We start from the raw sequence: 24,902 nt of genomic DNA, 5'->3' as shown, positions 1-24,902 counted from the left end.
CCGGCAGGGTCGCTCCCCTAGTACAGGGCCGGCACGTAGACGTTCGGGATCAGGAAGCCGCTGAAGACGAGCTTGCCGTCGACGAGCCGGAGGGGCGGGAGCGCCTTCAGCGGCGTCCCGTCGGCCGGCGCGTCGTGGCCGGGGCGCTGGGCCAGCCCCAGGAGCCCGCCGACCAGCTGGCCTACCAGGGCGCCCCGGTCCGAGCCGAAGCGCTGGCCGACGATGCTGCCGACCAGCGCGTCGACGCCGGCCGCCCGCAGGTCGATCTGCCCGGCGGGCCGGTGGGCGGCGTCGAGGGCGAGCGTGCCCTTCGCCTGGACGCGCTGCGCCCCCTTGGCCAGCGACAGGGCCGTCAGGTCCAAGGCGCCACCCGCCTGACGCCAGCGCTCCAGCTCGCGCGCCACCGTCCCGGTGCGCAGCACGGTCGCCTGCGTCAGGGTCGCGTCCAGGGCGAGGTCGGCCGGATCCTGCGTTCCAGTGACGGCGTCGAGCTGCGGAACCGCCGCCTGGTTCAGGCGCAGGCTGACATCCACGGCGCCGTCGGAGTCGAAGCGGCCCGGGCTCGGCCGGGCATGCAGCTCGAGATGCCGCCCCGAGACCGCGATCGGGCCGGGCTCGGCGCCCGTCACGGTGATGTCGGGCTTGTCGACGACCAAAGACGCGCGGATGAAGCCCCCCGCGGCGCCGTGGAAGCTGCCCTGGAGCGCGGTCCAGGACGCGTCGCCGGTCAGCGGGCCCTGCTCGACGTGGAAGGGGCCCGCGCTCTCGAAGACGACCAGGCGGGGCTGGTAGATCTGCGCCACCGCCGTGCTCGGCCCGAGCCGGAAGCGCCCGTCGGCGCGCTCGAGGGTCACGGCGCTGCAGCGCAGCTCCAGGCGGAACGGGTAGCCGCCGAGGGATCGGTCCGCGCAGGTCCAGGTGCGTCCGGCGGTCGCCTCGCGGGCGATCCAGCCGTCGATCTCGCTGGCCGCGCGCTCCCGCATCCATAGCCAGCCGGCCGACCAGCCCACGACCACGAGGGCGAGCAGGATGTAGGGCAGGAACAGCCCCCGCCGGGATCGCCGCGCGCCCCGTACCGGAGCTGTCTCAGCGGCACCCTCCGGCCGCGTCCGATCCTGCACCATGCGTTCCGCTCCCCGACCCGTCCCCGCGGGGACATCGTGGCCCCGGCTTGTGGCCACGCAAGGGGCGAAACTGGGGCAGCACCGCCCCGGGGTCGACCGCCGCGGACGCGATCCGTCCGCGCGCGGCGCGTTCCCGGTCAGACCTGCGCCGGCTCGACGGTGTCGACCTGCAGATCCTCGACGATCGCCGTCCGCTCGGCCTCGTTCTCGGCGAGGCGGTGGACGTGCATCTCGGTGGCACCCCGGCGGCGGACACGGTCGAGCCAGGTCCGGCGCAGATGGTCGCGCGGGCTCTCGCTGGAACTCGCCACCGAGACCATCTCGGCGATGCCGGCGTTGTCCCGGCGGACGGCGATCACCACGGCCTGCGCCATCTCGTCGAGGTCGAAGCCGCCGGCCGGGTGGACACCGACCACGTAGCGCCGGCCGGAGCGGCCGCGCCAGGCCGAAAGCGGGAGCGCTGGGGAGCCGCGCAGACCCGCGGTCGTCTTGAGGCGTTCTTCACGCACATCCTGCCTCCGGGTGCGATCGTCCTTCAGGTCGCGAAGCGCGGCCGACCAGGACAGGGCTCTTCTGTTCGCCATTTGTTCTAACCTAACGCGCGATATCCACAGGCGTCAAGGGCGACGTTCCTAGAGCGAGATGTGGCGACGATGCCCGTTATCCACAAGCCGCCGGGCGCCGGTCCGACGCGGAAAACCGCGCTCGCGAACGGCTCAGCGTCGGGCGTCTGCGGCGGCCGGCGCCTCGTCGGCCGGCACGGCGTGCCCCTCGGCCGCGAGGCCCTGGAGGCCGCCCTCGACGAGGGCGTTCGAGGCCGTCTCGAGCCGCTCCTGCGCCAGCGCCTGGAACTCCTGGCGGGGCAGGCCCGGCGGGATGGGCGGCAGAAACTCGATCACTGCCCGGCCCGGCCGGCGCACGAGGCTGTTGCGCGACCAGAACAGGCCGGTGTTCAGCGCCACGGGCAGGCAGGGCACGTTCAGGGCGGTGTAGAGGTGCGAGAGCCCCTGCTTGTAGGCGGGCGGCGCCCCGACCGGACGCCGGGTGCCCTCGGGGAAGATGATGAGCTGGCGGCCGTCCCTGATCGCCGCACCGGCGGCGGCGTTCATCAGGCTCATGGCCCGGCTGCCCTTCGACCGGTCGATCGCCACCATGCCGCTGCGCGACAGGTACCAGCCGATCAGCGGGATGAGCAGCAGCTCCTTCTTCAGGATGTAGGCGAAGTTCGGCAGCACCGTGCAGAGGGCCAGCGTCTCCAGGGCCGACTGGTGCTTGGCCGCCACCAGCAGGGGGCCGGCCGGGATGTTCTCCAGCCCGCGGAACTCGACCCGCGTTCCCGCGACGACCCGCAGGAGCCACAGGGTGATCCGCCCCCAGGCGCGGGCGAGCCGCAGCACCGACCGGCCGGAGACCAGCATGGGCAGGCCGGCGAAGGCCAGGACCGTCGTGACGGCGTAGAAGCAGACGTTGAAGGCGAGAGAGCGGAGGGCGAGCATCGGGAACCGTGTCGTGGCGGCTCCCCTGTAGCGCGCCCGCGTGTCCGCGGCCAAGGGCGACGTGCCAGGCGGCGTCAGGTCCCCTCGGGGCGATGCCCGCCCCGGACGAGCCCCGCGCCGCGCCCGGCGACCAGCCAGTAGACCAGGCCGGCGCTGGCACCGACCGCGAACAGGATCAGCGTCAGGCGCGCCTCGCCCGCGAGGAGGGCGGCGTCGCGGGCGCCGCCGGACCGGAGCGCGCCGCGCGTCAGCCAGGGGAGGGCGGCGGTGAGCAGCCCGCAGCCGGCGCCGTACCACAGCAGGCCGCGGCGCCCGAGGATCTCACCACCGAGGCCGATCACGGCCGGGGGCACGAACAGCAGCGCAAACAGCGCCTTGGCGAGGCCGGCGAGGAGCAGGGCGAGCCCCTCCGGCGGCAGCCCGGCCGAGAGGTCCGACAGGGCCATGTCGAGTCCGGCGAGCGCCCCGCCGGACAGCCAGGCCTGCGCGGCCGGGTCGACGAGCAGCGCCAGCACCAGGACCGCGAGGCCCGTGGGGACGGCGAGCAGCAGGGCGAAGGCCCCGAGAATCAGGCGACCGAGGGCGTGCATGCCGCGAGCCTCTACACCGGGCGCCCCCACCCGTCGCGCGGAAGCCGCACCCGATCCTCGCGGATCCGGCGCGGCTTCCATCGTTCCGCGGCCCGGGGCGCGTATGCCGTCAGCCGTGGGCCGGGGCCGCGCCGCCGGGATCGCCGTGCGTGTGCTTCTTCCGGAACCGGCCGAGCCAGATCGAGAAGTGGCGGATCACCACGTAGAAGACCGGGGTCAGGAACAGGCCGAAGAAGGTCGCGCCGATCATCCCGAAGAACACCGCGGTGCCGAGCGCCTGGCGCATCTCGGCGCCGGGGCCGGTCGCCACGACCAGCGGCAGGGTGCCGAGGATGAACGCGAAGGCGGTCATCAGGATCGGGCGCAGGCGGAGACGGCAGGCCTCGACCGCCGCCTCGACCGGGCCGCGATGCTCCCGCTGCTCGATGTCGTGTGCGAACTCGACGATCAGGATCGCGTTCTTCGCCGCGAGGCCGATGAGCACGATCAGGCCGATCTGGGTCAGGATGTTGTTGTCCTGCCCCCGGAACTGCACGCCCGCGAGCGCGGCGAGCACGCCGGTCGGCACCACCAGCAGGATCGCGAGCGGCAGCGCCCAGGATTCGTACTGCGCGGCCAGCACGAGGAAGACCAGAAGCACGCCGAGGGCGAAGACCGCGCCGGCCGTGCCGCTCGCCGCCTTCTGCTGGTAGGCGATCTCGGTCCAGTCGTACGAGTAGCCGTCGGGCAGCGCCTTCTTGGCGATCTCCTCCATGGCGGTGAGCGCCTGTCCGGTGGAGACGCCAGGCTTGGCCACGCCCTGCACCGGGACCGAATAGTACAGGTTGAACCGCTGCACGATCTGCGGACCGGTCACGTCCCGCACCGAGGCGAGGGTGCCCATCGGCACCAGGGCGCCGGTGGAGGAGCGCACCTTGATCTGCGAGATGTCCTGCACCGACGTGCGGAACGCCGCGTCGCCCTGCAGGCGCACCTGATAGATGCGGCCCAGGGTGTTGAAATCGTTGACGTAGGTGCCGCCGAGATCCGCCTGGACCGACGAGAACACGTTGGCCAGCGGCACGTTCAGCATCCGCGCGATGGTGCGGTCGATGTCGAGGAAGAGCTGCGGCGTCGAGTTGTCGAAGGTCGTGAACACGCGCTGCACGTCCGCGCTCTGGTTCGCCTGGGCGATCACCTCGCCGGCGGCGGCCATGAGCGGGCCGATATCCGAGGACTGGCGGCTCTCGATCTGCATCTTGAAGCCGCCGCCGTTGCCGAGACCGCGGACGGGCGGGGGCGGGATGACGATGACCCGCGCCTCCTGGATGTCCGAGGTCGCCTTCAGCACGTCGCCGGTGATGACGGCCGCGCTCCGACCCACTTCCGCGCGCTCCTTCGCCCCCTTGAGGGTCAGGAACATCACGCCGGCATTGGTCGTGTTGGTGAAGGTCGCGCCGTCGAAGCCCGCGATGATCACCGCGTTGGCCACGCCGTCGACCGTCCGGGCCTGCTTGGCAGCGCGCAGGCACACCTCCGTGGTGCGGTCGAGAGAGGAGCCGGACGGGAGCTGGACGACGCCGATCAGGTAGCCCTGGTCCTGGTCCGGGATGAAGCCCGTGGGGGTCGTCTGCGCGAGGTGGAGCGTGCCAGCGATCACCGCGGCGTAGACCAGCAGCATCACGCCCAAGCCCACGATCCCGCCGGTGAGCACCCGGATCGTCCGGCCGTAGGCGTTCGATGTGGCGTCGAAAGCGCGATTGAAGCCGTTCGCCAGCCAGTTCACGAACCGGGTCAGGAAGAACTTCGGCTCCTTGCGGGCGTGGTGGGGCACCAGCAGCAGCTTGCAGAGCGCCGGCGACAGGGTCAGCGAGTTGAAGGCCGAGATCAGGGTCGAGGCCGCGATGGTGAGCGCGAACTGCTTGTAGAACTGGCCCGAGATGCCCGGGATGAACGCCGTCGGCACGAACACCGCGGCGAGCACCAGCGCGATGGCGATGACCGCGCCGCCGACCTCGTCCATGGTCTTGTGGGCGGCGTCGCCCGGCGACAGGCCCTCGGCCATGTTGCGCTCGACGTTCTCCACCACCACGATGGCGTCGTCGACCACGATGCCGATGGCGAGCACCAGCCCGAACAGGGTCAGGTTGTTGAGCGAGAAGCCGAAGGCCGCCATCGCCGCGAAGGTGCCGATCAGCGAGACCGGGATCGCGATGACCGGGATCAGGGCGGTCCGCCAGCTCTGGAGGAAGACCAGCACCACGATGACGACGAGGCCGACCGCCTCGAACAGCGTCTTGTAGACCTCGTGGATCGATTCCTCGATGAACTCCGTCGGGTTGTAGGCGATGCGGTACTCGACGTCCGGCGGGAAGTTCTTCTTGACCTCCTCCATCACCTTCTTGACCGACGCCGCCGCGTCGAGCGCGTTGGTGCCCGGCCGCTGGAAGGCGCCGATGCCGACCGCGGGCGTGTCGTTGAGGAACGAGTTGGTCGTGTAGTCCTTCTGGCCCATCTCGACGCGGGCGATGTCCTTGACCCGGACGAGGCGCCCGTCCTGCGCCTTGATGATCACCTCGGCGAACTGCTCGGGCGTCTTGAACCGGGCCTGCGACTGCACGACGAGCTGGAACGCCTCGCCCTTGGCGGCCGGCGGACCGTTCAGCTGGCCGGCGGCCACCTGCACGTTCTGCTCCTGCAGGGCCGTCGTGACGTCGGTGACCGAGAGGCCGTAGGCGGCCAGCTTGTTCGGGTCGACCCAGACGCGCTCGGCGTACTCGTTACCGCCGAAGATCGTGATGTCGCCGACGCCGTCGAGGCGCAGCAGCTCGTCGCGGATGTTCAGGTAGATGTAGTTGGCGAGGTAGTTCTGGTCGTAGGTCTTGTTCGGCGAGAGCAGGTGCACGACCAGCATCAGGTCGGGCGAGGCCTTGCGGACCGTGACGCCGAGGTTGCGCACGTCCGGCGGCAGGCGCGGCTGCGCCACCGAGAGCCGGTTCTGCACCAGCACGTTGGCGATATCGAGGTTGGTGCCGACCTTGAAGGTCACGGTCAGCAGCATGTTGCCGTCGTTGGTCGACAACGACGTCATGTAGAGCATGTTGTCGACGCCGTTGACCTCCTGCTCGATCGGCGTCGCGATCGTGGCGGCCACGGTCTCGGCGTTGGCACCCGGATAGGAGGCGCGCACCGTCACGGTCGGCGGCACGATCTCGGGGTACTGCGAGACCGGCAGGCTCTCGTAGGCCACGAAGCCGAGGATCAGGAAGACGATCGACGTGACGGACGCGAAGATCGGTCTGTCGACGAAGAAATGGGCGAAACGCATCGGTCAAACCTCTGAGGCCCGCCGGTCTCCCGGACGGGGCCCTGCGTCGTCGGTGCGGGGCGCGCCGCGCGGCGCGCACGAAGGCGTTCGTGTCGAGCCCCGGGGGCTCAGGTCTTGCTCGGGGGCAATTCGATCGTCTCGGGGGTGACCTTCGCGCCCGGACGGACACGAGACAGGCCGTTGACCACCACGGTCTCGTCGCCCTTCAGCCCCGACTGGATCACCCGATAGCCGTCGACCTTCGGTCCCAGCACGACGTCCTTCTGCTGGATCACGTTCTCGGGCCCGACGATGTAGACGATCCGCTTGTCCTGGTTGGCCGCCACGGCGTCGTCGGGCAGCAGGATGCCCTGGAAGGGCTTGGTCGCCGGCATCGAGACGATGCCGAACAGGCCGGGCTTGATGAACAGGTCGGGGTTCGGGACGGTCGCGCGCAGCAGGATCGTGCCTGTGGCGTTGTCGACGCGGTTGTCGACGAAGTCGAGCGTGCCCTTGCGGGTGGGCTTCGCCTCGCCGGACAGGGCGATCAGGATCGGCACGCCCTTACCCTGCTGGGTCTGGCCCATGCCGATGCCGAGGCTGTTCTGGTACTTGAGGAACGACTTCTCATCGACGGTGTAGCTGAAATAGATCGGGTCGAGGGACACGATCGTCGTCAGCATGGTCTGGTCGGCGCTGACGATGTTGCCCTCGGTCACCAGGCGGCGGCTGATGCGGCCGTTGATCGGCGCCTTCACCTCGCTGAAGTCGTAGTTCAGCTGGGCGTTGTTGAGAGCGGCCTGGGCGCTGTCGACGTCGGCCTGAGCGGTCTGCGAGGCCTGCCGGCGCTGGTCGGTGACCTGCTCGGAGATGTTGCCGCTGCGGGACAGGGTCTGCGCGCGCTCCAGGTCCGTCTGCGAGAAGGACTGGCGCGCCTTGGCGGAGGCCAGGGCCGCCTGGGCCTGCTCCAGCGCCGCCTTGTAGGGGCGCCGGTCGATCACGAACAGGACGTCGCCCTTCTTCACCGTCTGGCCGTCGACGAAGTTGATCTTCTCGAGGTAGCCGGTGACGCGGGCGCGGACCTCGACGTAATCGATCGCGTCGAAGCGGCCGGTATACTGATCCTGCTCGACGATCTGGCGCACCACGGGCTTGGCCACGGTGACCTTGGGCGGCGGGCCGCCCGGCGCCTGCGCGCGGGCCGGAGTCGCGAGGGGGCCTGCCGCGAGAGCCGCGATCAGGCCTGACAAGACGGTGAGTAGGCTGGGAAGCCGGCTGCGCATCGGGTCCTGCTGTCCGTTGGCCGACCGTCCGGTCGCGCCGAGCTTGACGATTGTTCCGCCGCGGGTGCGCCGTAACCCGCGGTCGACGGTGTTGCTTGTGCGCGAACGCACATCACGGTCCCGCGAGCCGGATTGAAACGGCAGATTAGGCGATAGTTTCGCCCGCGCTGTACCAGTCCTTGAAACCGCCCTTGTAGTGTTCGGCGAGGTCGAGCCCGGCATTCTGCGCCGCCATGAGCGCGTGAACCGAGCGGACGCCCGAGGCGCACGAGAACACCGCCCGCCGGCCGTCCTCGGCGACGAGGGCCGCGACCGCCTGCGGGTCGAAGCCGGAGAGCGGGTGCGAGACGGCGCCGGGGATGTGCCCGGCCTCGTACTCGTGCGATTCACGGACGTCGATGATCAGCATCGAGCCGTCATCGAGCCCTTGCTTGACCGTCTCGCGATCGAGGTCGACCACCCGCATCGGCAGGATCTCCGTTCCGCCCGCTCTCCGCCAGGCTGGCTGACTGACGCTTTTCCTTATTCGTCAGACTCCGGCGGCGCAACGTGCGTCGTCGTCCCGCGGTCGCGGGCCGCGACCGTCGGCCGGCGGGCAGGCGTCTGGGTCCGGCGCGGATCGGCGGTCGCCGTCAGAGCGCCGCGAGGGTCGGCGCCACGGCCGCGAAATGCGCGGGCCAGTCCGGCGGCCGGTACCCGGTCAGACGGCCGGCTAGTTCGGCGCGGAGCGACCCGTCGGGCCGCGCGAGCGCCTCGATCGCCTCGATCCAGCCCGGACCGTCCAGGGGATCGCGGAACAGCGCGAAGCCGTCGGCGATCTCGCGGTGGACGGCGATGTCAGAGGCGATTACCGGCAGCCCCGAGGCCGCGGCCTCGACGACGGGGATGCCGTAGCCCTCGGTGAAGGACGGCATCAGCAGGGCGGTGCAGCTGCGCATCAGTGCCGCCAGACCGTGGGTCGACAATCCCGAGGCCTCGATGACGTGGGCGCGCACGCCGGGGCAGCGCTCCAGCATGTCGATGGCGCTCTCCGCCTCCCAGCCCCGGCGCCCGACCACGACGAGCCGGGGTGCCGCCGCCCCGTGGCGCTCGGCCAGGAGCCGCCAGATCTGGAACAGCAGCAGGTGGTTCTTGCGCGACTCGATGGTGCCGCAGACCAGGAAGGTCGGCCGGTCGGGGGTGAATCGGGGCCCGGCGTGGCCGAAGGCGGCCTCGACCCCGAGATGGCCCACGGCCACCGGCGGCCGCCCGAACCCCTCGGCGGCGAGATGCGCGAGGGTGCGCCTGCCGGTATCCTCCGAATTCACCAGGATGGCAGAGGCGTGCCGCCCGATCGTGCGCAGTCGCGCCCGGTGCCGGTCGGCCTCACCGGACCGGCCGTATTCCGGGTGGGTGATCGGGATGAGGTCGTGGACGAAGAACGCCGCCCGCACGTCCCGCCGGCTATAGAGCCAGTCGAACCGCCGCGGGTCGTCGAGGCGCAGGTGCGAGGTGTGCAAATAGAGCGCGTCCCGGGGCAGGATCGCGACCGACCGGCCGCGCAGCGCGATGTCGACGGTCTTGCGCGCCTGGATCCGCCGCCGGTCGGCGGACCCGGCCTGCGGTGCGGTGCCGGGCGGCGGCGCGGCGGCGGGATCGCCGCAGCGGGACGCGAGCCGCCGGTAGACCGGGTCCGACGCGGCGTCCCGGTCCTCGACCCAGCCGGCCGCCACGGCCTCGACGATCTCCAGCGCCTGCGCGCGGTCGAGGATGCGCGGCCCGAACGCCGTGGAGACGACGCCGACGCCCGTCTCCGCCCGGCCGAGATAGGCGCGCGCGTAGGCGAGGTCGACGCGGTCGATGCCCGACGGGCTCGCGTGGCGCAGCCGCGTGACGAGGCGCGTGAGATCGAAGGCGATCGGTCGGTCCGTCATGATCCTCTGGCAATCGCGGGGGCGAGGCCTCCCCGTAGCGGGCCTGACCCGCGAGAGCCAGCACATCCGCGCGGCCCGCGCGCGCCGAAGGGCTTGCGCGGGCGCGGCGCGGAGGCTAAGAGCCGCGAGCCCTAGCGGCGTCGGAGTGTAGCGCAGCCCGGTTAGCGCACTAGTCTGGGGGACTAGGGGTCGTGGGTTCGAATCCCGCCACTCCGACCATTCAAGCCTTTGGGCAACAAGGCTCTGTCCTGGAACGATCGCTGGTCAGTCGGCGAGCAAAGGCGGAACGCGCGGTGCACGTGGGCACTATGGGCCACCAGAGCCACCCACGGTCTGTTCTCGGTCGGTGCATTCCTGGCGGCGAAGGGTCGCCGAAGCCTATGGCCTCGAACCCGACCGTCTCGGCGCTTCACGAGGCCGCCGAGCTCTCTGACGAGGCGATCGACTTGGATCCCCAGCAGCGCGGCCGGCGGCGGAGGCGCGCCTCCCCGACTTTCAGCGCCCGCAGGTAGGCGCGGCCGTCCAGGCTTCGCCCTGCCTTGGCCAGATCGGATCATTCCGCCACACGTCGACGAAGCGGTGCGGAGCTGCGGGTGCTGTCGGTGCGCCTGGTGAGAACTCCCTTCCGCGCTGCCCAAACTCGCCATCGCGCGACGCGGCGCGGAGGGTCAGGATCGACGGCGCTGGCGCCCGGCCGATCTCAACCCCTGCACGCCGACACGCGCCGGATCCGCGACCTCTCCGGACTCGTGATCACGGGACCTGCGGGAGGCGCATCTCCTTGCGGAAGCTCTTGTCGAAGGCGGTGGCCGGCACGAAGCGGCGCAGCAGGCTGACCTGCCTCGCCTTGGGGCCCGCCGTGTAACGGCGCTTCGGGCTCGTCGCGGTGGCGGCTTCGACGATGACCTTCGCCACGACCTCGGGCGCATCGGCGGACTTCATGACCTCACTCAGGAACCGGTCCCGACCGGCGCGCTCCGCCTCGTAGATGCCGAGCGGCGCGTCGGGGCGCACGAGGTTCCGGTCGAAGGCCGTCCGGGTGAAGGCGGGCTCGACGAGCACGATCCGGATCCCTTGCCCACGAACCTCGTGGTCCAGCGACTCGGAGTAGCCTTCGACGGCGTGCTTGCTGGCGTCGTAGAGCGCCATGTAGGGGGCCGGGATCAGGCCCTGAACAGAGCTGACGTTGACGATCCGGCCGCCCTTCTGCGCGCGCATCAGGGGAAGCACGGCGCGGGTCGTCCGGATGACGCCGAACAGGTTCACGTCGAACATGGCCTGAGCCTGCGAGACCGACGATTCCTCGGCCGCGCCGCTGATGCCGAAGCCGGCGTTGTTCACGAGGAGGTCGATCCTCCCCGTCTCGCCGAAGACGGTCTCGACCATCTCAGTGACCGATCTCTCATCGGTGACGTCACAGACGATGGTGGCCATCCCGCCGTCCACGGCCGGAGACGCCCTCCGGCTGGTCCCGAATACGCGGTAGCCCGCAGCCTGAAGGGCCTTCGCCGTCTCCAGCCCAATGCCGGACGAGGCGCCTGTGACCACCGCGGTCTTGATGCTGCCCTTGCTCATATCGTCCTCCGATCCACGCGGCACCTTACCCGCTGCGACCCAATATAAATTATGATCATCATTTTTTAAAGCAAGCCAGATCCGAGGGCCTCGCCAATCCGGTCCAGTGTCTCGGAGGATTCATCGGCGATCTCCGTCACGGATCGCGAGCGCGGGTCGGTCGGTTCGAGGATCCTGCCGAACTGCTCCTCGGGTGCTCCCAGCACCGTCGCCTCGAGACAGGCGGGCGCCCCGCTCATCCCGAAGGAGACGCGGCCCCGGGACGCGGACGCCGTTCGCCTCGGAGGCGCCGACACCCATCGGCCTCGTCCGCGTCGCAGGCCTCGTCTCAGCGTCCCGAATTGGCGGCCGCCGTAAGGCTTGGCTGAACAGGGGATGTGCTCGGCGCGGGCTCCGCCAGGAACATCCGGCCGGTCGCGAAGGCGGCCGCGTTGACGAGGCCCATGGCGACGAAGCCGGCCGAGAGGGCGACGAACATCCCGACCAAGCCCAGCCCGAGCCTCGCCGCGATCCAGGCTCCCCCCAGGGCCACGGCCATCCGAAGGACGCTCGCGGCGAGCGGCCAGCCGACAAGCCCGGCCCCCTGGGCCGCGAAGTAGAGGGCGAGGCCGGCCCCGAAGAATCCGTAGAACGGTCCGACGACGCGCAGGTAGGTCGAGCCGGTGGCGAGCATCGCCGGATCGTGCCCGAACAGGCTGAGCCACCCGGCAGGATGGAGGGCGGCCGTGAGGCCGATGGCCTCCGTCAGGACACCCGCCACGAGGGCGCCGGTCAGCGCGGCCTGACGGGCGCGTGCGTGCATCCCGGCCCCGAGGGCGGTCCCGACGAGGGCGGCGATCGGCGAGCCGAGCCCGAACACCATGGGGACCAGCAGGTACTCAAGCCTCGCGCCGGTCCCGTACCCCGCCACTGCCGCCGGTCCCGCCGTCCCGACGAAGCCGGTCGCGGCGATGACGGTGACGTTGGAGGTCATGCTGGCGATGCCGGAGAGCAGGCCGACGCGCAGGATCTCGCGGGACGGCGCCCAGGTCAGCCTCGGCGGGCGAGGGCTCGGGCGCAGGACACCCCGGCCGGACCAGATGTAGGCGGCGAAGAGGGTGGCGCCGACGGCGTAGTAGGCGGCGAAGGCGACACCGCCGCCCACGACCCCGAGGCGGGGGAACGGTCCCCACCCGAAGATCAGCGCGGGCGAGAGCGGGATCAGCAGGACGGCCCCGGCGCAGGTGACGCCGGCCGGGAGCGCCATGTTGCCGGTCCCACGGATTACTGCCGCCAGCGCGTTGAACAGCCAGATCAGGATCGCGGCGCCGAACACGACGGTCGCGTAGGCCGTCGCGGCCCTGAGCGAGGCACCCGTGCCGCCCATCGCTGCGTAGAGGCGCGGTCCCAGGGTCAAGGCGAGCAGGCTGGTCACCACACCGAGGCCGAGGCCGATGGCGGCGGCGTGCCACGCGAGCAGACCCGCCGCGTCCTGCCGACCGGCGCCCAGGGTGCGCGAGACCGCCGACTGGATGCCGCCGCCCATGCCGCCCGCGGACAGCATCTGGACGAGCATGACCACCGGGAAGACGAGCGCCATTCCGGCGAGGACGTCGGTGCCGAGCTCGGCGACGAAGTAGGTCTCGATCAGGCCGATGGAGGTCTGGACGACCATGACCGCGACATTCGGCACGGCCATCCGGGCCAGCGTCGGCAGGAGAGGGGCCGTCAGCAGTCGGCGCGTCCTGATGTCCATGAGGGCTTCCTCGTCCGTGACAGCTTCGGCGGCCGGCTACGCGATGCCCGAGGAGCGGACTCGGGAGGTCGGACCCCCTCGTCCGGCTTCGGGGGTATTGAAAAGGAGCCCCGGCCGGCCACCCGAGACCCGGATGTTGGCGTCGACGATCGTCACGCCGGTGGGGCCTCCGAACTGCTCAAGGCCCTCGATCTCGGCGGCGCTACCCTCGACCATCCCCGCGGCCGGCGCGACCTCGGAGGCCTGGACCAAGGCTGGCTTCAGGGTCACGGAAATCCGGGCCGGCCAGACCGGTGCGTACGATGACCAGTCCGCATCCATCGCCGGCTCCCCCGCGGGCCCTCGACGGTTTGATATGACGCTCATAATCTATTATGATCATCATCTATCGTCAACGGCCTTCCCGTCTGCCAAGCGAGGCTTTCTTGGACAATCGGGCCGCGCATCCCGAGCCGGCGGTCGGCGAGGCCCGGGGCCCACGCGACGTCCTCGAAGCCCGGGGCGTTGCCTGTGTCAGCGCCGATCTCCCGGCCGTCGCGACGCGCGGTCGTTACGCCCTCCCTGGTCAAAGGGATTCTGCGGAACCTCGAGCCTTTCGCGACGCCCGATGCGCTGAACCCGATCCTGGCCCGCTTGCCAGCAATCCGCTCGCAGCAGTGCGGTGACGCGGCAGCAGCCGCAGCGCCCGCACTCGGATGCCAGAGTGATGATGGCAGGGGTCAACGCGTCTTCTTCGGCCGACACGGAGGGCACATCGCGTCGCGTGCCGCGGTGCTGGTCGACGGTCCGGCAGGCGTGGCGTTCCGGAAGACCGTACCTCTCTTGGATGTCTGCAACCGCCTAGCGGCGTCGTTCGGATGCTACGAGGCTCCGGCCGCCACGTCCGCCAACATCTGCTTCTTCAAGGTCAGATCGGCCACGAGCCGCCGCAGCCGAGCCTTCTCGCGCTCCGGATCCTTCATCTTCCGAGCCTGATCGACTCGGAGACCGGCGTACGCCTTGCGCCAGCGTGAGGCACTCTGCTCAGAGATCTCCGCTTCCGCGCACGCAAGCGCCAAGTTCTTGCCCCGGTCTGTCTGCACCTCGATCTGGTGCAGCTTCGGCGCGACCTGCTCCGCGCGCGTCGTCCGACCGCGCCGCCTGTCCGGCTCCTCCGGTCCTGGCAGATCCTCTCGATCAGCTCGGTCCGAAGGCGGCCGGTCAGGTCAGCCTGGACGCAGGCCGGGCGCCGTCCTCGTCGGAGGCTTAAACCGTCCCGCCTGCCCACGCGTCGACCGGGACTCGGCATGCCCTCGAGGCTACCGCCTTCAGCCCCGACGGCACCGTCGCGCGGGACGTTCTCGCTGCTGCTGCACGCCCGCCGGGGCTCGAATCCGGACGGGCCGCCCGGTTCGCCGGTCGGAGCCTTCTTGTCTCGCCCCTAGGCCTTCATCTCGGCGAGCATCTTCGCGCCCTCGGTCAGAAAGAACGCCTTGATCTTCGGATTGCGGACTCGCAGGGCGCAGTGTCTCGCGATCTCGCTCATCGACCGGTTCTTCGGATTGTTGAGGAGATCGGTCAGGTACGTCTGAGCCTGGGCCTCGGTGTCGATGGTGAATGGCTGGGGGTCCACGAAGCACCTCTCGCTTTGACCTGCCCGGCGCGCCGTGGCGCGCCTCTCGATGCCCCGCCGACCGATGAATGGCGAGTCCGTGTCGAGCGCCCTTAGCGCGTCGCCTGCAAATCGATGATCGGGCCGCCGATGTCGAAGAATTCGTCGTCGGTGAACTCTGCCAACTCGATCTCCTCGCGCGGACGCTGAAACGGCAGGAACGCGGAGATCATTCCGAGACACAGCGCCCCGGCAATCAGGACGGCCAACAGCGCGAGGGTCATGGTCAACATCGGAACGCAATGCGATGTCAGACTTATAGAACGGTAATCTTAAAACTTGCTTTCGGTGCATGGGATACCGCCCGGTAACCGCCGGCCGCGAACCTGCCGCCGGGCCGCGTTGCGTATCGGCTCGGCTCACACGCTGGTGAGATCAGGCGCTCCCCCGCCCCGTGAGCAGATCGGGGCGGGGCCGAGCGGGCTTACCGACCGAGGGACGGGCCGCCCGACGTGCCGCCAGTGCCGGGCGGCCCGCTCGTGGGGGTGCCGCCAATGTTGACGCCCGGCGTCGTGCCCGGGATCGACGAGTTGCTCGGGTTGGCCTCATTTCCACGGGTGACCGGGCTCGGTCCGAGATCCCGGGCACCCGGGCCGGCACCTCCGGTTGTCGCCGGCGGGGCGACCCCGGTGTTTCCCGCGCCGCCCGTCACCGTTTGCGCTGAGACCGGCGCGGCCAGGGCGATGGACAAGGCTCCTGCGAGCGCCGCGAGCGTGCGAGTCATGAAGTCGTCCCTGCGATTGCTGTGGCACAGGAACGGTTGATGTCGAGGGAAGTTCAGGGACGGGCGCGTCGCTCGCCAGCCCGCGGCCTCGACCTCGCGGCAGAGTAAGCGCTCGCCGGAGCCCGTGTCGATCACGGTCCGGTCGTAGTCCCTGCTTCCGGGAAGCTGGTCGATCTCGTCGCCCTCGCGCGGGATGTCGCCCTCGATCGCGCAGACAGCCCGCGTGAGCGCTACCGTGGGCGCCGCGGGCTTCTCCATTTCCGGCCGGTCTCGACGCCACTGGCGCACTCGGCACGCTTCCAGTCCGACGGCGGATGCGGGTCCCGCAGATCACCCCGGTGTCGCCGTCGGTGACCGAAACGCGGCTGATCGGTAAACGCGCGGATCAGCCCGCAGCGATGAAAACCGGTCAGACTGACCTCACCCGCAGCCTGTTCCCTCGGCGACAGCGCTATCGAGGGGGGCAGCAACGGCGGTGCGCATCCCGGTGCACCCAGAGGGTGACTGATCTGAGCAGGCGTCTCGCTGGTCCAGAAATAAAGAGTTCGTCGCGGGACTGTCGAGCATTTCGCCTGTGCGAGACCACCATTCGAGCTCGAATGTATCACCGCGCGACGTTATTTAGTTGCAGGCCCGCGCATTGGCCGCGATTCCAGCTCAAGTGAACAATGTTATATCATCATCGACGGGTAAATTATTACTGAATTATCATCTGGCCGACATCGAGGCTCAGCGTATGGAAATATAGATCCAGCTCGTCCGGCTGAATTCTGCAGTGGCCCCTCACTGCTGCCGGAGGGAGCCGCATTCCATGTGCATCGTGAGACAAAGGTGCAAGTGCTCGACCCGCGTTCGGTATCAAATCGGGCAATCGCTTGGTTCACGCGACAAGTGCGCGCATCCGGTCGTGCGCTGGATCGGCTTCTCTAAACGTCGACGTAGTGAGATATCTCGGAGACGATCTGTCGGACAAGAAAGAATCAGCGTCATTCAGTTGAGTTGGGCACAGACATTTGGTCGACCGGTCAGTGTAGCGACGACCGGAATCGTTCAGCCTATGGCGACGGTGGTGCCGTTCGAATCGCCCTCGCGTTGACCGGCTCGAAGCCGATCGCGAGACGAAGAGACCGTTCTCGAGACGGCCGGTCTGGGGGTTCGCGGCCGAGGGGCGCGGCTAACGATCAGCCCTGCAGGCTGTCGGCGACGTCGTCGGGGATCTGCACCCCACTGTCCGGAAATCGTGACGCTCTCCGCCTCGCCGGTTTCACCGCCGGCCACCACCTTCGGCGCCGCTGCGCCCGGCATCCGGCGTCCGGCATTCGCTTGGCCAGATTCTCGGCCTTCTTCGCCACCCCGCTCCCGGCCTGCGCCGGCGTCCTGTCCGCGGCCGACGGTTCCTCGAAGGCGCGCTGGAACTGCCCCGCTGGCGCGTGCCGAACCCGCCCGCCACCTTCCTGCGGCGTAGCGCGGGCTCGTCAGGGAGGGCACCGGCAAGTTCGCGTTGCGCACCCCGCGTTGCGCGACGCAAGTGAGCGAACTGCCGGTTGCGCACGTACAGGGTGCGCACCGTCCGGCTTCGCGACTGCCTGGGGTGGCGAGCGGAAGCCACCTCAGGCCGAGGGTCGACACTGGACAGGCGGTCTCGCGCAGCTGAACGTCAAGATTGACGCGGATCATTCTGCGGATCCCGTCGTATCTTCGCTTTCGCCGTTCGACGGGGCAGCGCAAGCGTCGCCGTCGCGCTAGGATGGTTGAACGTCGTGATGAAGCGATCATGAAAGCGAATCGACCGGACGGTGTGAGGCCGCGCCGTGTCCTCTTCCTGGGAGCGACCGGCACAATCGGCCGGGCAACGGTTCGGGCACTGGTCTCGCGCGGCCACGAGGTCGTCTGCCTCGTCAGGCGCCCTGCCGAAACCGCGATCCCGTCAGGCGCTACCGCGCGCATCGTGGATCTGACCGACACGGTGTCGCTGGCGCGCGACGGTGTCCGCGGCGAACGCTTCGACGCCCTGGTGTCGTGCCTCGCCTCGCGCACGGGGCTGCCCGACGATGCCTGGGCGATCGATTACGGCGCGCAGGTCGAGGCCTTGCACGCGGGCCGGACGGCCGGCGTCACGCATGTCGTCCTTCTGTCGGCGATCTGCGTCCAGAAGCCGATCCTCGCTTTTCAGCACGCCAAGCGCGCCTTCGAGGCAGAGCTGATCGCATCGGGGCTCGACTACACGATCGTTCGGCCCACCGCCTTCTTCAAATCGCTCTCGGGACAGATCGAACGCGTGAAACGCGGCAAGCCATTTCTGGTGTTCGGGGACGGGACCTTGACGGCCTGCAAGCCGATCAGCGACGACGACCTTGGCCGCTATCTCGCGGACTGCCTCGACGATGGGGACCGCCGCAATCGCGTTCTGCCGATCGGCGGCCCGGGCGAGGCGATCACGCCACGCGCGCAGGGCGAGCGGCTCTTCGCCCTTCTGGGGCGCGAACCGCGCTTCACGCACATTCCGGTCGTGCTGCTGGACGCGATCGTCGTCGTTCTGACGACGATGGGCCGATGGGTGCCGGCCCTGGCCGCCAAGGCCGAACTCGCGCGGATCGGGCGCTACTACGCGACGGAGTCCATGCTCGTCCTGGACCCGGCGACCGGGCGATACGATGCCCAGGCGACTCCGTCGACGGGATCGGAGACGCTCTTCGACTACTATGCGCGCGTGATCCGTGGCGAGGCGGTCGCCGAGCGCGGCGACCACGCGGTGTTCTGACGACGCGCGACAGGAGGTGTCGGCTCTTCCGGCAGTTTCACTCCGGAGCAGACCAGCATCTTTCGGCCACCTTCTGCCGCCGCGCATGGCTCTCCCCAACGTCTCAGATGGATGGTTCCCTGCCCGACCGCATCTGGATTGTGGACGCATCGAAGCGGGCGTAGCCGTGGACATCGCTCGAGATCCTCTCGAGGTCGCTCGCTGCATCCGCTTTGCGCACTTGAGACAAGGGCGGTTAACTTCGCGGGTGGAAGATGCAACCACGCCCTCTGTGGTCGTCTCTTCATCATTCCAGCGTTGACTAACCCGCTCCCATGATCCGCATTCTCGGCAAGGCCAGTTCGATCAATGTTCGCAAGGTGCTTTGGACCTGTGCCGAGATCGGATTGGATTACGATCGCCAGGACTACGGCAGCGGCTTCCAAGCAACGGATACCCCGGAATTTCTGGCTCGCAACCCGAACGGCCTCGTGCCCGTGATTGAAGACGCGGCAGGGGCCTTGTGGGAGTCAAATACGATCTGCCGCTACCTCGCTGCGAGCGCCGCTCGGACGGATCTGCTCCCTGCTGACCCGCGTGGACGCGCTCTGGTTGAACAATGGATGGACTGGCAAGCGACCGAGTTGAACGCGTCTTGGCGGGCGGCTTTCCTCGGCCTCGTTCGTCGTGATCCGGCCTACGCCGATCCAGACCGGATAGTGGCGGGGGTCGAGGCCTGGAACGCGAATATGGGGATCCTTGACCACCATCTCTCCTCAACCGGAGCTTATGTGGCCGGAGGAGCCTTCACGTTGGCGGATGTCGTTCTCGGCTTGTCCGTAAACCGTTGGCGCATGACGCCAATGGAGCGCCCGAGCTATCCCGCCGTCTCGGCCTATCATGATCGCCTTCTCGCTCGATCCGGCTACCGAGACCACGGGGCGAATGGGATTCCTTAGTGGGATGCCAACCGCGCCTTCAATCCGAGGTTGCTGGACGATCGATAAGTGGCGGCTTTCGGCAGGCAACGACCGCTCTCCGAACGCCTGGGTTGGGTAGCTTGCGAATCGGCAACGTGGCGTGGATTCCCGCCGGTCAGCTTCGGCGACGCAGATCTGTCGGAGCGCACGCCGTCATCCGGCCGCGTCGATATCCCTTCCGGCCCCCGGCGGGTACAGGTCAATGATCGGAACGTGCAGAACAAGAACTTCATTAGCGCTCTTGCTTTTTGTGGCGAAGGCTATAGACAGTACCGACGACTAAGATGATAAATCAACAGCCTCCGCGTCGGCGCAAAGCGCCACTCTCGAGTTTAAGAAAGACGTTCTTGGTCGGCATCTTACCGAGAGAAGGGAGCAGAATATCTGCTTCGGCCGCCACAGCTCCGTTCATTTATTTGCACCCAAATTCGTTCGATTAAGACTGTGGCCCCAAATGAATACGCGCTCACCCGATGGCAAGAACTCGAGAGGCCAACCGTGACCGAGAGATGGTCTGATTGTTGCTCCGACCGCAGAAGATAGCAATCCGTTTCGTCAGGACATCATCATGCGATACGAACATGGTGTTTCTGTTGTTCTTGCCACGCATAACGGATCGAGATTTATCCGCGAACAGCTTGAAACTCTCGTCGGGCAAACAGTCCATCCTCTTGAGATCATCGTTTCCGACGATGCATCTACGGATGACACGCTAGAAATTGTCCGAAATTTCTCTTGCGGCAGCGCAATCGAGTTCAAAATCCATGAGAACGTGCCCGCGCTCGGCTTTCGAAGCAATTTCTTGAGAGCCGCTCGGTTGGCGCGTGGAAAATTCGTCGCCTTCTGCGATCAGGACGATATCTGGGACACGAAGAAGATCGAGTTTTGCTCGCCCTATCTGGACGATCGCAGCGTCTCGATGATCGCCCATACGGCCATCACTATCGACTCCAACAATCGCGAGCTTGGCGTCTTTCGGCAAGGCATTCATCGTACCGGACTCAGAAAACCGCTCACCTACGATCCGTGGTTGACGTTCTTCGGATTTTCGATTGTCTTTCGACGGGAACTCTTGGATCTGTGGGATGTCGATGACCGTTTCATCGATTTCATTGTCCCCAGCGAGATGATCGCTCATGACCGGTGGGTAATGTTTCTGGCGCAAGTCGTCGGTCAGACCGTCGAGCTCGATGTACCCCTGGTCCGCTATCGGCAGCACGCCCATAATCTGTTCGGACACGGTGAGCGCGAGCGGAGCGCGGGTCGGAGGACGGTAGCTGGGGGCTTGGATCCCTACAGGGAAGCCACGACCGCCATGATCGATATCGTCGAGCGGCTTCCGGAAGCGACGGCTGAGCATTTTCCACTCTTCGATCGGGCAAGGGCGGCCGCTTTCTTTCGCAGCGCGCTTGACCAGCTCGAGAAGCGCGAAGCGATCTATCGAACTGAGACGCGCCTGGAGGCACTCCAGGGCCTGTCGGCACGTGTCGCCGGCGGAACCTATCGGGCGGTTCACAACGGCCGTCCACGATGGCGATCGATCGCGAAAGATCTCAGATTCGCACTCCTTCGTCGTTGACCGCCTTGGCGGGCTTGCAACAGGTCCCGTCGAACGTCTTCATCCACGCCTTTACGACACAGCGTCGCCTGTCATTCTGACTTAAGCTTCGGTTTTACCGGACACTGGGTTTAGGCTTGCTATGACGCCGAGATTTGCCGGCGATCGGCGAAAATTTTCCTCCATGACGAGTACTGCGATCGAGCAGGGAGTTTGGGCCAACGCTTCGGACGGTCGCCGCATCATGGTCGAGATGCCGGGTCCCGCCCCGAACAAAGATTGCCGAACCGCCGACGGATGGCCGCTCGCGAACCGTCATACAGACCTCGCCACATGGTCCTGCGTCACCGGATGGCTGCGTTGCGCAGCCAGTCGATCAGCACCCCGACGCGTCCCGCCCGGGCCGGATGTCGCGGGTGGACGACCCAGTAGGGGTGCGCGTCGAGGACGGGCCCGAAGGGCTGAACCAGCGTGCCGCTCGCCAGGTCGTCGGCGGTCAGTACGACCGAGACCAGCGCTATGCCCTGACCGGCGATCGCGGCCTGGATGACGTGACCTTCGTCGCTGAAGCGGATGCCCGCACCGCCATCGATATCGGTGATCCCGGCCTTCCGCAGCCAGGCCGGCCAGGTCGGCGTCTCGTCGGTCAGGTCGGGCCACTCGAAGTGCAGCAGGGGGTGGCGGGCCAGATCGCTCTCGGATCGAATGGCGAGACGCGGACTGCAAGCGGGTGCGACCCGGTCGACCACCAGCCTGTGCGCGTCGAGGCCGGGATAGGGACCGGGCCCGTATCGGACGGCGACGTCCACGCCGTCGCGGGCGAAGTCGACCAGGCTGTCGGACGCGTGCAGTCGCAGATCGCAATCGGGATGCGCGGCCCGGAAGTCGGCGAGCCGAGGCACGAGCCACTTCGCCACGAAGGCGGTCGGGGCCGAGAGCGTGAGAACGCCGGCCGCGTGCCGGCCGCGGATCTCAGCGATGGCTCGGGCGAACGCGTCGAAACCGTCGCGCAGCACGGGCAGCAGAACGGTGCCCTCGGCGGTCAGCCGGACCCGGCGCGTCTCGCGGTGGAAGAGACGCAGCCCCAGGGTCTGCTCGAGAAGCCGGATCTGATGACTGATGGCGGTCGCCGTGACACCCAGCTCGTCGGCGGCAGCGCGGAAGCTCAGGCGGCGCCCGGCCGCCTCGAAGGCCCGGAGCGCCGCGAGGGGGAGAAGCGATCTCCGCATCGTCATGGCTGAACGTAGCTCATCGACTCCGTGAGGAGAACGCGTTCGTCATCCCGCAGCCCGGCTGACACAAGGTTGGCCGGTCAGGACGGGAGGCTCTCTTGAAGGCGATGGTGTTGACGAAGTTCGGCGGGCCGGACAGCTTCGAGCTCCGGGAGCTGCCGGACCCTCGGCCGGGACCCCGGCAGGTCCGCGTGGCCGTGCATGCCACGTCGATCAACCCGCTCGACTGCCAGATCCGCCGCGGCGACTACACCGATCAGGTCGCGCTGCCGGCCATCATCGGGCACGACGTGTCCGGCGTCATCGACCAGGTCGGATCCGACGTGACCGAGTTCCGCGCGGGGGATGAGGTCTATTACACGCCGCGGATCTTCGGCGGTCCGGGATCGTACGCCGAGTACCACGTCGCGGATGCCGGTATCGTCGCGCGCATGCCGGTCAACCTCACCCATTCCGAGGCCGCGAGCGTCAGTCTCGTCGGCGTGACCGTCTGGGAAGGGCTGGTCGAGCGGGCCCGATTGCAGGTCACAGAGACCGTCCTCGTCCACGGCGGTGCCGGGGGCGTCGGGGCGATCGCCGTCCAGGTCGCGAAGGCCATCGGGGCACGGGTCCTGGCGACGGCGCGCGGCAGCGACGTGGCGCGCGTCGAGCGGCTCGGCGCCTCCGCCGTCATCGATTTCGAGGGCGAGGACTATGTGGACGCCGTCGATCGCCTGACCGAGGGCAGGGGCGTCGACGTCGTCCTGGACACGATCGGCCGCGACACGCTCGCGCGCTCCCCGCGCATCCTCCGCGAGGACGGGCGCGTCGTCACCCTGGTCGACACCGCGACGCCTCAGAACCTCATCGGCGCCTGGGGCCGGAACGCCACCTATCACTTCGTCTTCTCACGCCAGGACGGCCGGAAGCTCGACGCCGTGACGCGCCTCCTCGAGCGCGGCCTCGTGGTGCCGCGAGTCGGCCTGGAGTTTCCCCTCGACGAGGTCGCCAGCGCCCACGCGCGCTCCGAGGAGGGTCGGCTCGGAGGCAAGATCGTGCTCCGGGTGAGATCGTGAGGCGGCCGGACCTCGATCGCTGTCCCTGACCTGACACCGGCAGCGTCCGGCGCCGCGAAGGGAAGCGGCTCACCTGAGATCGAACCCGCGGAAACGGTGATGTCGCACCGTGGCAAGCCCGACCGGTCGGCGGGTCGAGCGGCCCCCGGAGGCACGCGATCCTGCCGTCGACGACCTCGGTTACGTCCGTTCCGGTGACCGCGACCGGCCCGATCCCGACCCGCCTTCCATCGAAGGGATCCCAGGCGGTGGTGCCCGACGGCTACGTCGACCGGGGTGAACCGGTTAAGGGTCAGGGATCCTTGCGCGACCTGAGCACGACGGATCTTCCCGGCGGGAACCCGACCCGACCGCGAACTTAAAGATCTGAGACGCCGGATACTCGGCCGGTGCCGGTCGAATGCCGACCTACGCGCGCCCGAAGTGACGGAGCACGAGGGGCTCGGTCCGGGTAAGCTTGAGGCCGCGCGGCTGCGAGCGGCCGCTCCGGCCGGCGACGACGGCCAGGCCGACGAGGCCGACCGATCCGGTCAAAGCTACGGCCACACACCACCAGAAGGCGACATCGAGCATGGCTGTCCACGGGGCTCCGGTTGCACCGGAACTGTCGGACCGTACGGTAAACGGAGCGTTAAACGCGCGTTCGACCGAATAGCGTCAGCGCCTGCGGCCCGAGCGCCGTGTACTGCCGAGACATGGGCGCCGAATTCGGGCGCCGGAGAGCGTCGCTGAGCTCTCGGCGCATCGATCCTACGCCCAATTGATGAAGGCGCGGAACGGAGCGCTGCCGCTACGACCCGAATCCGGTGCGGATGACCTTCAGGGACAGAGATGCAGATCGGGATCGTCGGCTGCGGTTACGTCGCCGACTTCTACATGACGACCCTCGTGAACCACCCCGAACTGCGCCTCGCCGGCGTCTACGACCGGGACCCGGAGCGGCGCGCCGTCTTCTGCCGTCACTACAACGCCCGCGCCTTCGACAGCCTCGAGGCCCTGCTCGCCGAGCCGGAGATCGGCCTCATCCTGAATCTGACCAATCCGCACAGTCACTACGTCGTGACCAAGGCCGCCCTGGAGGCCGGCAAGCACGTCTACTCCGAGAAGCCGCTCGCCATGGAGTACGCCCAGGCCGAAGCGCTGGTGGAACTCGCCGAGGCGAAGGGCCTCTCGCTGAGCGGCGCGCCCGCGAGCATCCTGGGCGAGGCGGGCGCGACCGTGCGGGAGGCCGTCGCGTCCGGCCAGGTCGGTTCGGTCCGGCTCGTCTACGCCGAGCTGGAGGACGGGCCGGTGTTCCGGGAGCCGGTGCATGAATGGCGGAGCGTGACCGGCGCCCCCTGGCCGGCCGAGGACGAGTACCGGGTCGGCTGCACCCTGGAGCACGCCGGCTACTACCTGACCTGGATGAGCCTGATGTTCGGCCCGGTCGAGCGCATGACTGCCTTCGCGTCGCGCCTGTACCCGGACAAGGGCACCGGCCAGCCCCCGGACTCGGTCGCCAACGACTTCTCGACAGCGTGCCTGGAGTTCCGATCCGGCGTCGTCGCGCGGATCACCTGCGGCCTCGTCGCGCCGCAGGACCGATCCCTGCACATCATCGGCGACCGGGGCGTCCTGACCGTGACCGATTCGTGGGCCAGCCAGGGCCCGGTCTATCTCCGTTCGCCGAGCGGCGAGGCGCCCGGGCGGCTCGGCCGGCTGCTGCACCGGATCCAGCGCTACCTGCCCGGGCGGATCTTCCTAGGTCGGAAGCTGCCGACTCCCCGCTTCGGGGGCAAGCTGCCCAGCTACCCGTCGCAGATGGATTTCGCCCGCGGACCCGCGGCCCAGGCCGCGGCGATCCGGGCGGGCGTTCCGGCGCCGCTCCCGGCGCGGTTCGTGCTGCACATCACCGAGATCGCGCTCGCCATGCAGAATGCCGGCGGCGGCGCCGTGATCCAGCTGAGATCCAGGTTCTAGC

General features: G+C 68.6%; 20 protein-coding genes, 1 tRNA gene and 2 pseudogenes. 6 read left to right on the top strand and 17 right to left on the bottom strand.

Annotated features, from left to right (window positions below; all coding sequences use genetic code 11):
* Positions 1–17: 17 nt before the first annotated feature.
* The 8 genes from BM314_RS00325 to BM314_RS00290 form a co-directional block, all read right to left on the bottom strand.
* The gene (locus tag BM314_RS00325; RefSeq protein WP_091976382.1) at positions 18–1,124 is read right to left on the bottom strand and encodes a DUF2125 domain-containing protein; all 1,107 of its coding nucleotides are present in this window, start codon (positions 1,122–1,124) and stop codon (positions 18–20) included.
* 137 nt (positions 1,125–1,261) lie between these two features.
* A complete protein-coding gene (locus tag BM314_RS00320; RefSeq protein ID WP_012319408.1) occupies positions 1,262–1,708 on the bottom strand; it encodes a hypothetical protein in 447 nt (148 codons plus the stop codon).
* A 132-nt stretch (positions 1,709–1,840) separates the two neighbouring features.
* On the bottom strand, positions 1,841–2,620 hold the full coding sequence (locus tag BM314_RS00315) for a lysophospholipid acyltransferase family protein (RefSeq protein ID WP_091976381.1): 780 nt from the start codon (positions 2,618–2,620) through the stop codon (positions 1,841–1,843).
* 74 nt (positions 2,621–2,694) lie between these two features.
* Positions 2,695–3,210, bottom strand: a complete 516-nt coding sequence (locus tag BM314_RS00310) for a hypothetical protein (protein WP_091976379.1) — start codon at positions 3,208–3,210, stop codon at positions 2,695–2,697.
* 109 nt (positions 3,211–3,319) lie between these two features.
* Positions 3,320–6,517, bottom strand: coding sequence for an efflux RND transporter permease subunit (locus BM314_RS00305; RefSeq protein ID WP_056530065.1), 3,198 nt, complete (start codon positions 6,515–6,517; stop codon positions 3,320–3,322).
* Between the two features lie 107 nt (positions 6,518–6,624).
* A complete protein-coding gene (locus tag BM314_RS00300; protein ID WP_091676637.1) occupies positions 6,625–7,779 on the bottom strand; it encodes an efflux RND transporter periplasmic adaptor subunit in 1,155 nt (384 codons plus the stop codon).
* Positions 7,780–7,924: 145 nt separating this feature from the next.
* Positions 7,925–8,245: a rhodanese-like domain-containing protein gene (locus BM314_RS00295; protein ID WP_091976377.1), complete on the bottom strand. Its 321-nt coding sequence runs from the start codon at positions 8,243–8,245 to the stop codon at positions 7,925–7,927.
* Positions 8,246–8,411: 166 nt separating this feature from the next.
* The gene (locus tag BM314_RS00290) at positions 8,412–9,692 is read right to left on the bottom strand and encodes a glycosyltransferase family 4 protein (protein WP_091976375.1); all 1,281 of its coding nucleotides are present in this window, start codon (positions 9,690–9,692) and stop codon (positions 8,412–8,414) included.
* A gap of 141 nt (positions 9,693–9,833) precedes the next feature.
* On the opposite strand from BM314_RS00290, the gene BM314_RS00285 reads away from it, so the two are divergent.
* A tRNA-Pro gene (locus BM314_RS00285) sits at positions 9,834–9,911 on the top strand.
* Positions 9,912–10,445: 534 nt separating this feature from the next.
* Here BM314_RS00285 and BM314_RS00280 read toward each other — a convergent pair.
* The 8 genes and pseudogenes from BM314_RS00280 to BM314_RS30880 form a co-directional block, all read right to left on the bottom strand.
* Complete coding sequence (locus BM314_RS00280) at positions 10,446–11,267, bottom strand: oxidoreductase (RefSeq protein WP_091976374.1); 822 nt, start codon at positions 11,265–11,267, stop codon at positions 10,446–10,448.
* Positions 11,268–11,595: 328 nt separating this feature from the next.
* On the bottom strand, positions 11,596–13,002 hold the full coding sequence (locus BM314_RS00275) for an MATE family efflux transporter (RefSeq protein WP_091976372.1): 1,407 nt from the start codon (positions 13,000–13,002) through the stop codon (positions 11,596–11,598).
* A gap of 36 nt (positions 13,003–13,038) precedes the next feature.
* On the bottom strand, positions 13,039–13,272 hold the full coding sequence (locus BM314_RS00270; protein ID WP_139237799.1) for a hypothetical protein: 234 nt from the start codon (positions 13,270–13,272) through the stop codon (positions 13,039–13,041).
* A 309-nt stretch (positions 13,273–13,581) separates the two neighbouring features.
* Positions 13,582–14,168, bottom strand: a pseudogene (locus BM314_RS00265) (transposase); the annotation flags it as partial.
* Positions 14,169–14,422: 254 nt separating this feature from the next.
* Positions 14,423–14,614 carry a hypothetical protein gene (locus BM314_RS00260; protein WP_020095026.1) on the bottom strand — a complete coding sequence of 64 codons (192 nt, stop codon included), beginning with the start codon at positions 14,612–14,614 and terminating at the stop codon, positions 14,423–14,425.
* A gap of 92 nt (positions 14,615–14,706) precedes the next feature.
* On the bottom strand, positions 14,707–14,877 hold the full coding sequence (locus tag BM314_RS30430) for a hypothetical protein (protein ID WP_170855082.1): 171 nt from the start codon (positions 14,875–14,877) through the stop codon (positions 14,707–14,709).
* Between the two features lie 200 nt (positions 14,878–15,077).
* On the bottom strand, positions 15,078–15,635 hold the full coding sequence (locus BM314_RS30885) for a hypothetical protein (protein ID WP_244539813.1): 558 nt from the start codon (positions 15,633–15,635) through the stop codon (positions 15,078–15,080).
* Positions 15,636–16,558: 923 nt separating this feature from the next.
* A pseudogene (locus BM314_RS30880) lies at positions 16,559–16,762 on the bottom strand (hypothetical protein); the annotation flags it as partial.
* Positions 16,763–17,151: 389 nt separating this feature from the next.
* Here BM314_RS30880 and BM314_RS00230 point away from each other — a divergent pair.
* The 3 genes from BM314_RS00230 to BM314_RS00220 all read left to right on the top strand — a co-directional run bounded on the left by BM314_RS00230 (position 17,152) and on the right by BM314_RS00220 (position 20,676).
* Positions 17,152–18,138, top strand: coding sequence for an NAD(P)H-binding protein (locus BM314_RS00230; RefSeq protein ID WP_091976368.1), 987 nt, complete (start codon positions 17,152–17,154; stop codon positions 18,136–18,138).
* A 314-nt stretch (positions 18,139–18,452) separates the two neighbouring features.
* A complete protein-coding gene (locus tag BM314_RS00225; protein ID WP_091676605.1) occupies positions 18,453–19,076 on the top strand; it encodes a glutathione S-transferase family protein in 624 nt (207 codons plus the stop codon).
* Between the two features lie 589 nt (positions 19,077–19,665).
* Positions 19,666–20,676: a glycosyltransferase gene (locus BM314_RS00220; protein WP_091976367.1), complete on the top strand. Its 1,011-nt coding sequence runs from the start codon at positions 19,666–19,668 to the stop codon at positions 20,674–20,676.
* A 323-nt stretch (positions 20,677–20,999) separates the two neighbouring features.
* Here the strand turns inward: BM314_RS00220 and gcvA are convergent, their stop codons facing one another.
* Positions 21,000–21,890 (bottom strand): transcriptional regulator GcvA, encoded by an 891-nt coding sequence (gene gcvA, locus BM314_RS00215; protein ID WP_091976366.1) that lies wholly within the window; start codon positions 21,888–21,890, stop codon positions 21,000–21,002.
* A gap of 95 nt (positions 21,891–21,985) precedes the next feature.
* On the opposite strand from gcvA, the gene BM314_RS00210 reads away from it, so the two are divergent.
* Positions 21,986–22,942, top strand: a complete 957-nt coding sequence (locus tag BM314_RS00210; protein ID WP_091976364.1) for a zinc-dependent alcohol dehydrogenase family protein — start codon at positions 21,986–21,988, stop codon at positions 22,940–22,942.
* 831 nt (positions 22,943–23,773) lie between these two features.
* Positions 23,774–24,901: a Gfo/Idh/MocA family protein gene (locus tag BM314_RS00205; protein WP_056527789.1), complete on the top strand. Its 1,128-nt coding sequence runs from the start codon at positions 23,774–23,776 to the stop codon at positions 24,899–24,901.
* Position 24,902: the final 1 nt, after the last annotated feature.

This window comes from Methylobacterium sp. 13MFTsu3.1M2 (assembly GCF_900112625.1).
Taxonomy (GTDB): Bacteria; Pseudomonadota; Alphaproteobacteria; order Rhizobiales; family Beijerinckiaceae; genus Methylobacterium.
Note: the sequence above shows the minus strand (reverse complement) of the source record. Positions and strands in the feature narration are given on the sequence as shown.

Bases quoted from the DNA above. Each gene is read 5' to 3' on its own strand.
- BM314_RS00205 (WP_056527789.1), top strand. From the start codon at position 23,774: ATGCAGATCGGGATCGTCGGCTGCGGTTACGTCGCCGACTTCTACATG.
- BM314_RS00225 (WP_091676605.1), top strand. From the start codon at position 18,453: ATGATCCGCATTCTCGGCAAGGCCAGTTCGATCAATGTTCGCAAGGTG.
- BM314_RS00280 (WP_091976374.1), bottom strand. From the start codon at position 11,267: ATGAGCAAGGGCAGCATCAAGACCGCGGTGGTCACAGGCGCCTCGTCC.
- BM314_RS00320 (WP_012319408.1), bottom strand. From the start codon at position 1,708: ATGGCGAACAGAAGAGCCCTGTCCTGGTCGGCCGCGCTTCGCGACCTG.
- BM314_RS00310 (WP_091976379.1), bottom strand. From the start codon at position 3,210: ATGCACGCCCTCGGTCGCCTGATTCTCGGGGCCTTCGCCCTGCTGCTC.
- BM314_RS30885 (WP_244539813.1), bottom strand. From the start codon at position 15,635: ATGGAGAAGCCCGCGGCGCCCACGGTAGCGCTCACGCGGGCTGTCTGC.
- BM314_RS00315 (WP_091976381.1), bottom strand. From the start codon at position 2,620: ATGCTCGCCCTCCGCTCTCTCGCCTTCAACGTCTGCTTCTACGCCGTC.
- BM314_RS00325 (WP_091976382.1), bottom strand. From the start codon at position 1,124: ATGGTGCAGGATCGGACGCGGCCGGAGGGTGCCGCTGAGACAGCTCCG.
- gcvA (WP_091976366.1), bottom strand. From the start codon at position 21,890: ATGACGATGCGGAGATCGCTTCTCCCCCTCGCGGCGCTCCGGGCCTTC.
- BM314_RS00230 (WP_091976368.1), top strand. From the start codon at position 17,152: ATGAAAGCGAATCGACCGGACGGTGTGAGGCCGCGCCGTGTCCTCTTC.
- BM314_RS00300 (WP_091676637.1), bottom strand. From the start codon at position 7,779: ATGCGCAGCCGGCTTCCCAGCCTACTCACCGTCTTGTCAGGCCTGATC.
- BM314_RS00220 (WP_091976367.1), top strand. From the start codon at position 19,666: ATGCGATACGAACATGGTGTTTCTGTTGTTCTTGCCACGCATAACGGA.
- BM314_RS30430 (WP_170855082.1), bottom strand. From the start codon at position 14,877: ATGACCCTCGCGCTGTTGGCCGTCCTGATTGCCGGGGCGCTGTGTCTC.
- BM314_RS00290 (WP_091976375.1), bottom strand. From the start codon at position 9,692: ATGACGGACCGACCGATCGCCTTCGATCTCACGCGCCTCGTCACGCGG.
- BM314_RS00295 (WP_091976377.1), bottom strand. From the start codon at position 8,245: ATGCGGGTGGTCGACCTCGATCGCGAGACGGTCAAGCAAGGGCTCGAT.
- BM314_RS00275 (WP_091976372.1), bottom strand. From the start codon at position 13,002: ATGGACATCAGGACGCGCCGACTGCTGACGGCCCCTCTCCTGCCGACG.
- BM314_RS00305 (WP_056530065.1), bottom strand. From the start codon at position 6,517: ATGCGTTTCGCCCATTTCTTCGTCGACAGACCGATCTTCGCGTCCGTC.